Here is a 12,298-nt window from a genome sequence, read left to right as displayed (position 1 = left end):
GACAAGCATGGCAAACATGGCACACAACACCGCGCCCGCAGCAGTGCCGGCAGCGGCAGAGGGCACCCAAAACGGAAGCAACACCAGCGCGCTGGTTATCGTCACATTGCTGTTCTTCATGTGGGGCTTGATCACGTCGTTGAACGACATCCTGATTCCGCACCTGAAGGCGATTTACACGCTGTCCTACTTTCAGGCGATGCTGGTTCAACTCTGCTTCTTCGGCGCCTACTTCATCGTCTCGCTGCCGGCGGGTGCTCTGATCCGCCGTATCGGCTACCAGAAAGGCGCCGTGGCCGGCCTGCTGATCGCGGCAGGCGGCTGCGTGTTGTTTTACCCGGCGTCGTCCGGCGGTTATGGCCTGTTCCTGCTGGCGTTCTTCGTCCTGGCCTCTGGTATCACCGTGCTGCAGGTGGCCGCCAACCCCTATGTGACGGTGCTTGGCCCGCCGCGCACCGCATCCAGCCGCTTGAACCTGACGCAGGCGTTCAACTCCCTCGGCACGACGATCGGACCGAAGTTTGGCGGCTTGCTGATCCTGTCGACTGTTGGTGCGGCGAGTGGCGTGGCCGCGGACGCCGCCACTGTACGCGGCCCCTATCTGGCGCTGGCCGGCGCACTCGCCTTGCTGGCAGTGCTGTTCTACTTCGCCAGGTTGCCCCGGATCGCCGACTGCGACGATGTGTCGCTGGCAGGCGAGGGCCATGGATCGGCCTGGGCCCACCGCCATCTTGTGCTGGGTGCAATCGGCATCTTCCTGTACGTGGGCGCGGAAGTCAGTATCGGCAGCTTCCTGATCAACTTCCTCGGCGAGGCGCACATCGCGGGCTTGTCGCATGCCGACGCGGCTAACTACGTCAGTGTCTATTGGGGCGGCGCCATGGTTGGCCGCTTCATCGGCTTCGCGGTAATGCGCGTGGCCAGCCCCGGCAAGACGCTGGCCGTCAATGCCCTGGTGGCGATTGCGCTGGTGCTGGCTGCTGCATTCGGCAAAGGCAGTGTCGCGATGTGGGCCATCCTCGCTGTCGGCCTGTGCAACTCGATCATGTTCCCGACCATCTTCAGCATGGCGCTGCACGGTTTGGGCAAGTACACGGGACAGGGCTCGGGCATCCTTTGCATGGCCATTGTCGGCGGCGCCCTGGTGCCGTTTGCCCAAGGCGCGCTGGCCGATGCGATCGGCGTCCAGGCATCGTTCATGCTGCCTGCCGCCTGCTACGCCTTTATCCTCTATTTTGGCGCGAAATATTCCGCCATGTATGCGGCCCGCTAAGGCACGACGCCGGACCTGGCGAGCAGGGCAGCGACGATCAGCCGATAGCATTGCGGTGAAATAGAATTGGAGAGAATCCCGGCCGAAGCACATCCTATACTGGCAAGGGTAAACCATTCACAGCCACCCAAGGAGGCAGCCATGCTGAATGCTATTGTCGACCTATCGCACCACAACTCGATTACGAGCCTGGCGGCAGCCAAGAAGGCCGGTGTATTGGGCGTATTTCAGAAAGCAACGCAGGGAACCAAGTACGCCGACCCCACCTTCCGCCAGCATCGAGAGTTGTGCGATGCCGCCGGCTTAAAGTTCGGCGCCTATCATTTCGGCACGGCAGGCGATGCAAGCGCACAGGCGGACTGGCTGATCTCTGTGGCCGGCAAGGACACATTGCTGGTCCTAGACTTCGAACCCAACCCCCAGGGCCAGGACATGAGCCTGCAGGAAGCGGAGGAATTCGTGCACTACGTGTTCACGCAAACGGGCCGCTATCCCGGCCTGTATTCCGGCCACACCATCAAGGAAGCGCTGGCCAAGGCGGGCATCACTTCGCCAGGCCAGACGGAGCTGTCCAAATGCTGGCTGTGGATCGCCCAATATGGCAAGGCGCCGCTGATTCCCAAAGTGTGGGACAAATGGACGCTCTGGCAGTATACGGACGGCGGCGTCGGCCCCGAACCGCACAGCGTGGATGGAATCGGGCGCTGCGACCGCGATCAGTTCAACGGCACCGCCGAACAACTGCCACAGTTCTGGAACGGTCAATACCACTGACCTAGCCTCTTCAAATTCTATCCCGACACAAGGCCGATGTTTTTGGGTACTTCGCGATTAGTGGGAAATATGGCATTTGCCAGCAACCGCAGCATTTGCGGGTCAGACCCTTGGGTCTGACCCTGGTCTACCACGTTTTACTTAATCTCTCTTCCGACGATCACGCGACCGCGCTGATCCGCACCGATAGTGGCTGCCCTTTGCGTTCACCTCCGTAGGGCCTTACGCACAGTAGACACCGTCAATGCGGTGGTCCAGGTCGCCTTGATCAGCATTGCAGTTGGGCTGAATATGGTGGCCGTTTGATTCAACAATCTCTCGCGCTGCAGCCCCTTCGACAGATCGATCTCAATATATTTGACCCGCGTTCCACTGCCGTCTGCTCGGAAGAACTCGAACTTAACCTCGGGTATTGTTTTGCCGGCTGCGCAGGTTTGGGCGAGGATCGGGGAAGAGCGATCTGCCAACTTGCAGAGGGAGACGTCGGACATCGCCATCCGCTCCGCCGTATGGCCAGGGCGGCGGTCGCCGCCAGAAGGGGGTGTTGCCGCCTGACCTGTAGTAGCGGGAGTGAGTGTAGTGCGGCCTCTTGTCTCAGTCGACAGATCAACGCCTTTCTGCACCTTCCAGCTCACCTCGCGAAATATTGGGCGAACGCTTCCTGCAGCTCGGGTGCGAGTTTATGGAAGTCGATGTGCTGTTTCTTGATTTCACTGCGTAGGCGGTCAGGACCTCCAGCTGCCCGAACTGTTCTGGCGGCAAGGTCGCGGGCTAACTCTCGCAGGATTGGATCGGGCACATTGCCATCTTTGTCGGCGTTAGGATCATGCGTTGCGAATGTCTCCGTTGCGTCATCGCCGCCGCACTTGCTGCTCGTCACGGTATAGACTGCCCCATTATTCCAAAATTCGTATAGATTTTGCTCCGGCTCTTTGTTCAATCGCGTGAAATAGCCAGTCAGTACGTAATACGTTTTCGACCCTCCCTGCGTGCGCCCAAATATCCATACGCGGCTTGTGACGAATTCATCCTCGAGCTGGCTGCACCTTAGCCGCAAGTCCTCAGGAAACAGCTCAAGGTTGATCCGATCAAGTGGCAAGCGCAGCCCCAATGCCGGAACCGTCAGAAAGCGGGGCGGTTTATTCCCACCCGTGGCAGCCAGAGCTGCTACGCTGATTCCGAACAGGACTGCAGCGGCAATTTTTCTAATAGCGGTAGACAGCATACGCGGGCCTTGGTTTTTGACTGCGATAAGCGGGCCCGGCCCAAAAATCGGTCTGGACAAAATCCGATATCCAATCTTTCCCGTCATATCCGGCAACGTGGCCGGCTATGCTACCCGTGTGCGGCTCCATTACCATAACGTCGCCGCGAATGAAATTGAACTTGTCAGGATCGTCCACCGTTATTTCGTGGAATCCGAGCCGCTCCAAGGTTAAGCGATAAAGCTTTCCATAACGCGGCGGGCTGAACTCGTTAAAATGCGCACCGCCAGCCTGTAGTGCTTTTCTGACGTACTCGCCACATTTCCCTTGGCCGTGGTGGTCCCTAAGCGCATGGTTACGCAGATGTTTCGCGAACTTTTCGATATCGACAGGCATGGCGCACCTCTACACGATCTTGTTGGCTGCCAAATCCCAGCCGCCCACCGTGGAGCCAGCCATACCTCCACTGATTTTCTGCTGGGTGTAGGTCCAGTTCACCTTGGAATATTTCAGGTTCACTGTCTCACACAAATACGATTCATCGCCGCCGAGATGCGGCTTGACCATTCCGATCAAGACGTTCGCGAGTTCGATTTCAAAGTATTTGACGCGGGTCCCATTGCCATCGGCGCGGAAGAACTCGAACCTGGCTCTGGGTATCGTCTTGCCGGCGGCACATGTCTGCGCGAGGACAGGGGAGGACAGGTCCGCCAATTTGGAGAACGAAATGTCGGACATCGACACGCGCTCTGCCGTATGGCCGCCGGCTGTCGAAGCCGTGCCGCTGCGTGGTTGATGGATGCCCCAATGAACACTGGTCACCTCAATCCACTCTTTGTGTTTGTCGTCCTGGGACTCGCCTTTGATACCTTCAATTTGCAGATAGACGTCGATTGCCATGATGTTAGGCTCCTTGTCCGGTTTATTTAGAAGGGACTGCTTGGCGGGCTGCTCGTTCAGCGGTGTCGTCGGCAGGAAAATTAGCAAAGCTTGCGTGGACAATGTAGACGGCACTTACGGAACGAAGTCGACGGGCAAGTTTCAGTGTGGCACAGCGGCTTGGACCATTAACTGCGATTGATCAATGCAGGCGAGAAGAAATAGATAGCAGCCAGCCTGAGCCTCGGCGCAAAGCCGGGCAGACCGCGGAAAGTGACGTCGGGGTGGGCTAGGTCAGTCGGTCGAGATGTCGCCGCCCTTCTGGAAAACTCGGCCGCAGAACTGCAGTTATGTCTGGGTTTCTGTGGTCGGGGTGAGAGGATTCGAACCTCCGGCCTCTACGTCCCGAACGTAGCGCTCTACCGGGCTAAGCTACACCCCGACTGGTGTAAGGTGATTTTACCCATAATTTTATGCATTTATCAACACCCAGCCCGATGATATAGTGCGTCTTTCAGACATTTTGATTTGCACCATGGGAATTACCATTTATCACAACAACGCGTGCAGCAATTCGCGCGGTGCGCTGGCCCTGATCCGCGCGGCTGGCATCGAGCCGGAGATCGTCGAATACCTGAAAGCGCCGCCTTCGCGTGAAGTACTGGTGGACCTGATCGCACGGGCCGGCCTGACGGCGCGCGGCGCCATGCGCAACAAGGGCGAGCTGTACGACCAGCTTGGCCTGGGCGATGAATCTCTTTCGGAAGATAAGCTGGTCGACGCCATGATGGCGCATCCAGAGTTGATCAATCGTCCCTTCGTGGTGACGGACAAGGGGGTGCGTCTGTGCCGCCCGCCTGAAACGGTCAACGAGATCCTTTAAGTGCGCCATCTCCTTGCCTTTGGAATGTCGGCGGCCGTTCTGGCGGCTAGCGCGCAAGCCGACACCGCGGAATGCGAGATCGACATGCTTGCCACCTATCCCTTCTCGCACCGACCGACGGCGGAGCAGGCTGCGGCATTGAAGGATTGCGACGCAGACAAGCTGTATTACGGCATCGGTGTGCATTTCGACTACGTCAAAGCGCGCCACTGCGCTTTTGCAAACGACAGGCACGACGTCCTGATGATGCTCTACGCGAACGGGCTTGGCGTGCCGCGCAATTACGCCGTGGCGAAGATGGCGGCCTGCCGCTCGAACGCCCTGGCGCCAGAAACCGAAGCGCGCCTGTCCAGGCTGACGCGTATGCAAACCGGCAAGGAAGGTCCTTCGCCGAAGATCGACATTTGCGATGATGCTGCAAGCAGCCATCTCGGCGCCCGTTGCGCCGCAATCCGTACAGATTTGACCGACCAGGAACGCGGTGCCCGCATCGATACGCTGTCCGCTCGCTGGACCGATAGCGAGAAGGCTGCGCTGCAGCAGCTGCGGCGCCAAGCAAGCGACGCTGTGCAGCGCTCGGAAATCCTGGACGCGTTGCAGGAGTTTGAGGCCGGCAAACTGCCCTCGTTTTCGGCGGACGATGCTGCCCGTGCCGAACGTGAAATGAGTCTGCTGAAACCTGCGCTTGAACCGCAGCGCAGCTGGCTGGCCTATCGCGATGCCTGGATGGTGCTTGGAAAGCTGCGCTATCCGTCGGTCGCTCCGCATGCATGGATGGCGTATTTTGCGCGCCGGCGCATCATTGCGCTCAAGGGGCAGTAGCGAAGAGAATGTAAAGGAAAACGTCTAAATTTCTCTCAAATTGTAAATTTGGTTTAACAAATCGGAAATAACTCGTGATAATCGCGCGCGCATCTGGGTATGCGATTTTTTTCTGATTCGTCCAATTAACAATAAGGGGTAAATATGGGCTTTCTAGACAAGGAGCGGACTGTCGCCGCTCCCGGATTTAACCGATGGCTGGTGCCGCCTGCGGCGCTGGCCATTCATCTTTGCATCGGCATGGCTTACGGCTTCTCCGTCTTCTGGCTGCCGCTGTCGCATGCGCTCGGCATCAAGGAATCGATCGCCTGTCCGGCTGATATGGGTTTCTTCGCCGAGATCTTTTCTTCCAGCTGCGACTGGAAAATCTCCATGCTGGGCTGGATGTACACGATGTTCTTCGTGTTCCTCGGCGCCGCGGCGGCCACGTTCGGCGGCTGGCTGGAACGCGTCGGCCCGCGCAAGGCCGGTGTGGTGTCTGCCGTCTGCTGGTGCGGCGGCCTGGTGATTTCGGCGCTGGGCGTTTACCTGCACCAGATTACGCTGATGTGGCTGGGCTCCGGCCTGATTGGCGGTATCGGCCTGGGACTGGGTTATATTTCGCCGGTATCGACGCTGATCAAATGGTTCCCTGACCGTCGCGGCATGGCCACCGGCATGGCCATCATGGGCTTTGGTGGCGGCGCCATGATCGGCGCACCGCTGGCCGACAAGCTGATGAAATTCTTCGCCACGCCAAACTCGGTCGGCGTCTGGGAAACCTTCCTCGTCTTGGCAGCGATCTACTTCGTCTTCATGATGGCGGGCGCGCTGGCCTACCGCATTCCTGCCGCCGGCTGGAAGCCGGAAGGCTGGACGGCGCCGGTAGCGCAAACCAATAACGCCATGATCACCACCCGCCATATCCATGCCCGCAAGGTGTGGAATATTCCTCAGTTCTGGCTGCTGTGGGGTGTGCTCTGGCTGAACGTCTCGGCCGGTATCGGCATCCTGGGCATGGCTTCGCCGCTGCTGCAGGAAGTGTTCGGCGGCAGGCTGATTGGCCTGGACATTCCATTCAACGACCTGACTGCGGCGCAGAAGGGCCAGACGGCGGCGATTGCGGCTGGCTTTACCGGCCTGCTGTCGCTGTTCAATATTGGCGGCCGCTTCTTCTGGTCGACCTGCTCGGACTTCATCGGCCGCAAAGCGACTTATTTCGTGTTCTTCGTGCTGGGCTTTGTGCTGTACGCGTCGATCCCGTCGCTGTCGCATAACGGCCAGCTGGCCCTGTTCGTCGCGGCCTTCTGCGTCATCCTGTCGATGTACGGCGGCGGCTTTGCCACCATTCCGGCATACCTGGCCGACCTGTTCGGCACCCAGATGGTGGGCGCGATCCACGGCCGCCTGCTGACAGCGTGGTCGGCGGCCGGCATCCTGGGGCCGATCCTGGTCACCTACCTGCGCGAATACCAGCTGGCGGCGGGCGTGCCGAAGGCGCAGGTGTACGACATCACCATGTATGTGCTGGCCGGCCTGATCGTATTGGGACTGCTCTGCAACCTGCTGGTGCGACCTATCGCCGCGCGCTATTTCATGTCCGATGCCGAACTGGCCGACGAGAAGAAACTGGCGCATGAACGCGAGGCCGCGTCGCAAAACGGAGCGCGCGTTGCCGTTGCGGGCGGCGGCGGCAATCCGGCCGTGGTTTCCTTTGCCTGGATAGCAGTGGGCATTCCGCTGGCGATCGGCATCTGGATCACTTTGCAGAAAGCGGTAGTACTGTTCAAGTAAGCGAGCAAGAAAAGAAAAAGGCGGGCAATGCCCGCCTTTGCGACAACGGCGCCTCAGGGCGCCGTTTCATTTTTAGTGGCTGCGGTCCACCGAGAAGCGGGCCAGCTGCAGCAAGGACTGCTTGTAGACGCTGTCCGGCATGCCGGCAATCGCGTCGATGGCGCGCTGCGCGGCCACCTGGGCGGCGCGGCGGGTGTAATCCAGGGCGCCGCTATTGGTGATGGCGGCCAGGATGGTGTCGAAGTGCTGCTCGTCGCCGTTCTCGATGCAGGAGCGCACCAGGGCGCGCTGTTCTTCGGTGCCGTTCTCCATCAGCCAGATCAGCGGCAGGGTAGGTTTGCCTTCGCGCAGGTCGTCGCCCACGTTCTTGCCGATTTCCTCCGCGTCGCCGGCGTAATCGAGCACGTCGTCGATCAGCTGGAAGGCGGTGCCCAGCGAGCGGCCATACTCGCCTGCCGCAGCGATATCGGCGTCGGATGCGCCGGCCACCAGGGCGCCCAGTTCCGCCGCCGCCTCGAACAGCTTGGCGGTTTTGGAGCGGATCACCTGCAGGTAGCTTTCTTCGCTCACGTCCGGGTCGTGCATATTCAGCAGCTGCAGCACTTCGCCTTCGGCGATCACATTGGTGGCGTCGGACAGGATCTGCATCACGCGCATGGAATCGAGCGACACCATCATCTGGAAGGCGCGCGAGTACAGGAAGTCGCCCACCAGCACCGAAGCGGCATTGCCGAACAGCGCGTTGGCAGTCTGGCGGCCGCGGCGCATTGACGATTCGTCAACAACGTCGTCGTGCAGCAGGGTGGCGGTGTGGATGAACTCCACGACAGCGGCCAGCTCGTGGTGGGCCGCCCCCTGATAATGGTAGGCATTCGCCACCAGCAGCACCAAAACCGGACGGATTCGCTTGCCGCCCGCGCTGATGATATATTCAGCAATCTGGTTGACCAGGGCCACCTCCGAGTGGAGGCGCTGGCGTATCACCGAATTGACCGCGTCCATATCGGCGGCAATGGTGCTGGTGATGGTGTTCTGGGCGTTGTTCGACAAGGCAAACCTGCTGGTAACGTTGGAAATAGTGCCGCGATTATACGTTACTCGTTGCCGACATACCACGACGGCCGCCCGTCGACAATAGCTTTTGACCCGATGTCCAAAACTATGTATAATCAGCGGTTCCCTGGCTTCCGCCCTGTTGTTTTTGGGTGTTGGGCACGGGACTTATTAACAATTTAAGAGGTTTCCAATCATGTACGCGGTCATAAAAACCGGCGGCAAACAATACAAAGTTGCTGCTGGCGAAAAAATTAAAGTAGAACAGTTGCCGGCTGACATTGGTTCCGAAATCACTATCGACCAGGTTCTCGCCGTTGGCGCGGGCGACAGCATCAAGTTTGGTGCTCCACTGGTTGCAGGTGCATCGGTTCTGGTGAAAGTTATCGCCCAAGGTCGTCACGATAAAGTACGTATCTTCAAGATGCGTCGTCGTAAGCACTACCAGAAGCGTCAAGGCCATCGCCAAAACTTCACCGAAATCCAAATCGTTTCGATCAACGGCTAATCGCTGTTCATCAAGACTCACCGAGCTATCAAGGAGTAACTAAATGGCACACAAAAAAGGCGGCGGTACTACCCGCAACGGTCGCGACTCTGAATCAAAACGCCTTGGCGTTAAAGTGTACGGCGGCCAGACCATCAATGCTGGTGGCATCATCATCCGTCAACGCGGCACCCCAGTGTCCGCTGGCGAAGGCGTCGGCACCGGTAAGGACCACACCCTGTTCGCACTGGTGAACGGCGTTGTGAAGTTCGTGACCAAGGGTCCGGACAGCAAGAAGTACGTTACCGTCGTAGCTGCTGCTTAATCCAGCAAATACAGGTACAGCAAGGCGCAAGCCTTCTCTCCAAAAGGCTCTGCCAGTGGTAGGGCCTTTTTGGTTTTCAAGGTGGTCGCTTGATGTCCCCTCCAGCATGAAGGCTGGAGACTCCCGCAGCCCGCGTCGCACACCTGCGACGGAGAATGATCCAGTTCATTCTCGTATTCCAAGTCCTGCGATACCTTTCGGCCTCGCGTTGTGAATGTGCCCAATGCGAGCAGAAATAGGGAAACGTTCAAGGCCTTCTGCAAGACTAGCGTCATGTTCGACAGTTTTGTGCGCTAGCATAAGGCATTAGGCCAGCAAGAATTTGGCTGTAAGTAAATACAGTATTTTGCCGACTGGCGCACGTTAGCCCGAACCGGGCGATTGACCAATCGATGCGCGCTCGGCCTATCTCACACCTCGCCCCGTAGGACGAGGTTATTCGGAGTACTACCAGATGAAGTTTATTGACGAAGCACGTATCGAAGTCATCGCCGGCAGCGGCGGTAATGGCTGCGCCTCTTTTTGCCGTGAAAAATTCCGTCCGTTCGGCGGCCCTGACGGCGGCGACGGCGGCAAAGGCGGCAGCATCTGGGCGGTCGCCGACCGTAACGTCAATACGCTGGTGGACTATCGCTACTCCAAGATGCACCGCGCCGGCAACGGCGAATCCGGCCGCGGCTCCGACTGCTACGGCAAGGGCGCGGACGACATCTTCCTGCGCATGCCGGTCGGCACCCTGATCATCGACGAAGTGTCGGGCGAAATTATCGCCGACATGACCGAACACGGCCAGATGGAAATGCTGGCCAAGGGCGGCGAGGGCGGCTGGGGCAACATCCACTTCAAGACGTCGACCAACCGCGCACCGCGCCAGAAGACCGACGGCAAGGACGGCGAGCGCCGCGAACTGCGCCTGGAACTGAAGGTGCTGGCCGACGTCGGCCTGCTGGGTATGCCGAATGCCGGCAAGTCGACCTTCATCACCGCGGTATCGAATGCCCGTCCGAAGATCGCCGACTACCCGTTCACCACCCTGCACCCGAACCTGGGCGTGGTACGCGTGTCGCACGAAAAATCGTTCGTGATCGCCGACATTCCCGGCCTGATCGAAGGCGCCGCTGAAGGTGCGGGCCTGGGCCACCAGTTCCTGCGCCACCTGTCGCGCACCGGCCTGCTGCTGCACATCGTCGACCTGGCGCCGTTCGAGGCGACGGTCGATCCGGTGAAGGAAGCCAAGGCCCTGGTCAAGGAACTGCAGAAGTACGATCCAGCCCTGGGCGATAAGCCGCGCTGGCTGGTGCTGAACAAGCTGGACGTGATTCCGGAAGAAGAGCGCGCCAAGAAGGTCAAGGACTTCGTCAAGAAGTTCGGCTTCAAGGGCCCGGTGTTCGAAATCTCCGCGCTGTCGCACGAAGGCACGCAGGAGCTGGTCAACGCCATCTACCTGCACCTGGAGAAGCAGCGCTACGCCGAGCAGCGCTCGGAAGAAGTGCAGATGACCGAAGAAGCGCGCGGCATCTCTTCGATCGACCCGGACGACCCACGTTTCAAAGTTCTCGATTAAAATCGAGACAACCTCTTAACTTTGCCGCCCCTGCCAACCGCGGGGGCGCGCACTGTCTGCGGCAAGCCGGCACCACCTGCCCGGCGCATCACCAGAAGTTTTGCATACCTTTTGTTTGAGAAGACTTTGCCGTCCTATGAATTCGCTTATTCAGAACGCCAGCCGTATCATCATCAAAGTGGGCTCCTCGCTCGTCACCAATGACGGACGCGGGCTCGATCATGCCGCTATCGCCCGCTGGGCCGCGCAAATTTCCGCCCTGCGCGCGCTGGGCAAGGAAGTCGTCCTGGTCAGCTCCGGCGCGGTTGCCGAAGGCATGCTGCGCCTGGGCTTCGACAAGCGACCGACGGACATCCACGAACTGCAGGCATGCGCCGCCGTCGGCCAGATGGGCCTGGCGCAGATCTACGAAACCAGCTTCCGTGAGCACGGCATCGGCACCGCGCAAGTCCTGCTGACGCACGCCGACCTGGCCGACCGCGAACGCTACCTGAACGCGCGCTCCACGCTGACCACCTTGTTGCGCCTGGGCGTGGTCCCGATCATCAACGAAAACGACACCGTGGTCACCGACGAAATCAAGTTCGGCGACAACGACACGCTGGGCGCCCTGGTGGCCAACCTGATCGAAGCCGATGCCCTGATCATCCTGACCGACCAGCGCGGCCTGTTCAGCGCCGACCCGCGCAAGGACCCGGCGGCCTACCTGATCACCCACGGCCGCGCCGGCGACCCGTCGCTGGAAGCCATGGCGGGCGGCGCCGGTTCCTCGCTGGGCCGCGGCGGCATGCTGACCAAGATCCTGGCCGCCAAACGCGCCGCCAAATCGGGCGCGCACACGGTGATCGCCTTCGGCCGCGAAGCCGACGTCCTGACGCGCCTGGCGGGCGGCGAAAGCATCGGCACCGAACTATCGGCGCAGACCGGCCACCTGACGGCGCGCAAGCAATGGATGGCGGACCACCTGCACACCGCGGGCCAGGTCGTGCTCGATGCGGGCGCGGTGCAGAAGCTCGCGAAAGAGGGCAAATCGCTGCTGCCGATCGGCGTGATCGACGTGCACGGCGAATTCGGCCGCGGCGCCGTGATCACCTGCGTCGGCGAAGACGGCCACGCCATCGCGCGCGGCATCAGCAACTACACCAGCGCCGAAACGCGCCGCATCAAGCGCAAACCCTCGGCCGAAATCGAAGCCATCCTCGGTTACGTCGAAGGCCATGAGCTGATCCACCGCGACAATATGGTCCTGCTGTAATTTTT

14 protein-coding genes and 1 tRNA gene are annotated in these 12,298 nt (G+C 59.9%); 9 read left to right on the top strand and 6 right to left on the bottom strand.

The window, feature by feature from the left end:
* Nucleotides 1-7: 7 nt before the first annotated feature.
* The gene (locus H597_RS0102665; protein ID WP_028100760.1) at nucleotides 8-1,273 is read left to right on the top strand and encodes a sugar MFS transporter; all 1,266 of its coding nucleotides are present in this window, start codon (nucleotides 8-10) and stop codon (nucleotides 1,271-1,273) included.
* Between the two features lie 141 nt (nucleotides 1,274-1,414).
* Entirely contained in the window at nucleotides 1,415-2,047 is a 633-nt protein-coding gene (locus tag H597_RS0102660; protein ID WP_028100759.1) for a glycoside hydrolase family 25 protein, read from the top strand.
* 206 nt (nucleotides 2,048-2,253) lie between these two features.
* Here H597_RS0102660 and H597_RS36160 read toward each other — a convergent pair whose 3' ends face one another.
* From H597_RS36160 to H597_RS0102635, 5 genes are all read right to left on the bottom strand, one after another.
* Complete coding sequence (locus tag H597_RS36160; protein ID WP_307578179.1) at nucleotides 2,254-2,670, bottom strand: type VI secretion system tube protein Hcp; 417 nt, start codon at nucleotides 2,668-2,670, stop codon at nucleotides 2,254-2,256.
* Nucleotides 2,671-2,678: 8 nt separating this feature from the next.
* Complete coding sequence (locus H597_RS0102650; protein ID WP_154667920.1) at nucleotides 2,679-3,272, bottom strand: hypothetical protein; 594 nt, start codon at nucleotides 3,270-3,272, stop codon at nucleotides 2,679-2,681.
* Nucleotides 3,253-3,648, bottom strand: a complete 396-nt coding sequence (locus tag H597_RS0102645) for a caspase family protein (RefSeq protein ID WP_028100756.1) — start codon at nucleotides 3,646-3,648, stop codon at nucleotides 3,253-3,255. The genes H597_RS0102650 and H597_RS0102645 overlap by 20 nt, the downstream gene beginning before the upstream one ends.
* Nucleotides 3,649-3,657: 9 nt before the next feature.
* The gene (locus H597_RS0102640) at nucleotides 3,658-4,152 is read right to left on the bottom strand and encodes an Hcp family type VI secretion system effector (RefSeq protein ID WP_028100755.1); all 495 of its coding nucleotides are present in this window, start codon (nucleotides 4,150-4,152) and stop codon (nucleotides 3,658-3,660) included.
* 344 nt (nucleotides 4,153-4,496) lie between these two features.
* Nucleotides 4,497-4,573, bottom strand: a tRNA-Pro gene (locus H597_RS0102635).
* A 93-nt stretch (nucleotides 4,574-4,666) separates the two neighbouring features.
* Between H597_RS0102635 and arsC the strand changes: the two genes are divergently transcribed.
* From arsC to H597_RS0102620, 3 genes are all read left to right on the top strand, one after another.
* Nucleotides 4,667-5,014, top strand: a complete 348-nt coding sequence (gene arsC / locus H597_RS0102630; RefSeq protein WP_028100754.1) for an arsenate reductase (glutaredoxin) — start codon at nucleotides 4,667-4,669, stop codon at nucleotides 5,012-5,014.
* Between the two features lie 24 nt (nucleotides 5,015-5,038).
* Nucleotides 5,039-5,836: a hypothetical protein gene (locus H597_RS0102625; RefSeq protein ID WP_028100753.1), complete on the top strand. Its 798-nt coding sequence runs from the start codon at nucleotides 5,039-5,041 to the stop codon at nucleotides 5,834-5,836.
* A gap of 144 nt (nucleotides 5,837-5,980) precedes the next feature.
* Nucleotides 5,981-7,609: an OFA family MFS transporter gene (locus H597_RS0102620; RefSeq protein WP_028100752.1), complete on the top strand. Its 1,629-nt coding sequence runs from the start codon at nucleotides 5,981-5,983 to the stop codon at nucleotides 7,607-7,609.
* 72 nt (nucleotides 7,610-7,681) lie between these two features.
* Here the strand turns inward: H597_RS0102620 and ispB are convergent, their stop codons facing one another.
* Nucleotides 7,682-8,659: an octaprenyl diphosphate synthase gene (gene ispB / locus H597_RS0102615; protein ID WP_035372883.1), complete on the bottom strand. Its 978-nt coding sequence runs from the start codon at nucleotides 8,657-8,659 to the stop codon at nucleotides 7,682-7,684.
* 199 nt (nucleotides 8,660-8,858) lie between these two features.
* On the opposite strand from ispB, the gene rplU reads away from it, so the two are divergent.
* From rplU to proB, 4 genes are all read left to right on the top strand, one after another.
* A complete protein-coding gene (rplU, locus tag H597_RS29500) occupies nucleotides 8,859-9,170 on the top strand; it encodes a 50S ribosomal protein L21 (RefSeq protein ID WP_035372880.1) in 312 nt (103 codons plus the stop codon).
* A 43-nt stretch (nucleotides 9,171-9,213) separates the two neighbouring features.
* Nucleotides 9,214-9,474: a 50S ribosomal protein L27 gene (rpmA, locus tag H597_RS0102605; RefSeq protein WP_028100749.1), complete on the top strand. Its 261-nt coding sequence runs from the start codon at nucleotides 9,214-9,216 to the stop codon at nucleotides 9,472-9,474.
* Nucleotides 9,475-9,928: 454 nt separating this feature from the next.
* Nucleotides 9,929-11,038, top strand: coding sequence for a GTPase ObgE (gene obgE / locus H597_RS0102595; protein ID WP_028100747.1), 1,110 nt, complete (start codon nucleotides 9,929-9,931; stop codon nucleotides 11,036-11,038).
* A 136-nt stretch (nucleotides 11,039-11,174) separates the two neighbouring features.
* Nucleotides 11,175-12,293, top strand: a complete 1,119-nt coding sequence (gene proB / locus H597_RS0102590; RefSeq protein ID WP_028100746.1) for a glutamate 5-kinase — start codon at nucleotides 11,175-11,177, stop codon at nucleotides 12,291-12,293.
* Nucleotides 12,294-12,298 lie beyond the last annotated feature (5 nt).

The organism is Pseudoduganella violaceinigra DSM 15887 (genome assembly GCF_000425385.1).
Taxonomy (GTDB): domain Bacteria; phylum Pseudomonadota; class Gammaproteobacteria; order Burkholderiales; family Burkholderiaceae_D; genus Rugamonas; species Rugamonas violaceinigra.
The sequence above is the reverse complement of the archived record's forward strand: the minus strand, read 5'-3'. Positions and strand labels throughout refer to the sequence as shown.

Bases quoted from the DNA above. Each gene is read 5' to 3' on its own strand.
- rplU (WP_035372880.1), top strand. From the start codon at position 8,859: ATGTACGCGGTCATAAAAACCGGCGGCAAACAATACAAAGTTGCTGCT.
- H597_RS0102620 (WP_028100752.1), top strand. From the start codon at position 5,981: ATGGGCTTTCTAGACAAGGAGCGGACTGTCGCCGCTCCCGGATTTAAC.
- arsC (WP_028100754.1), top strand. From the start codon at position 4,667: ATGGGAATTACCATTTATCACAACAACGCGTGCAGCAATTCGCGCGGT.
- H597_RS0102665 (WP_028100760.1), top strand. From the start codon at position 8: ATGGCAAACATGGCACACAACACCGCGCCCGCAGCAGTGCCGGCAGCG.
- H597_RS0102645 (WP_028100756.1), bottom strand. From the start codon at position 3,648: ATGCCTGTCGATATCGAAAAGTTCGCGAAACATCTGCGTAACCATGCG.
- H597_RS0102640 (WP_028100755.1), bottom strand. From the start codon at position 4,152: ATGGCAATCGACGTCTATCTGCAAATTGAAGGTATCAAAGGCGAGTCC.
- rpmA (WP_028100749.1), top strand. From the start codon at position 9,214: ATGGCACACAAAAAAGGCGGCGGTACTACCCGCAACGGTCGCGACTCT.
- H597_RS0102660 (WP_028100759.1), top strand. From the start codon at position 1,415: ATGCTGAATGCTATTGTCGACCTATCGCACCACAACTCGATTACGAGC.
- H597_RS0102650 (WP_154667920.1), bottom strand. From the start codon at position 3,272: ATGCTGTCTACCGCTATTAGAAAAATTGCCGCTGCAGTCCTGTTCGGA.
- proB (WP_028100746.1), top strand. From the start codon at position 11,175: ATGAATTCGCTTATTCAGAACGCCAGCCGTATCATCATCAAAGTGGGC.
- obgE (WP_028100747.1), top strand. From the start codon at position 9,929: ATGAAGTTTATTGACGAAGCACGTATCGAAGTCATCGCCGGCAGCGGC.
- H597_RS0102625 (WP_028100753.1), top strand. From the start codon at position 5,039: ATGTCGGCGGCCGTTCTGGCGGCTAGCGCGCAAGCCGACACCGCGGAA.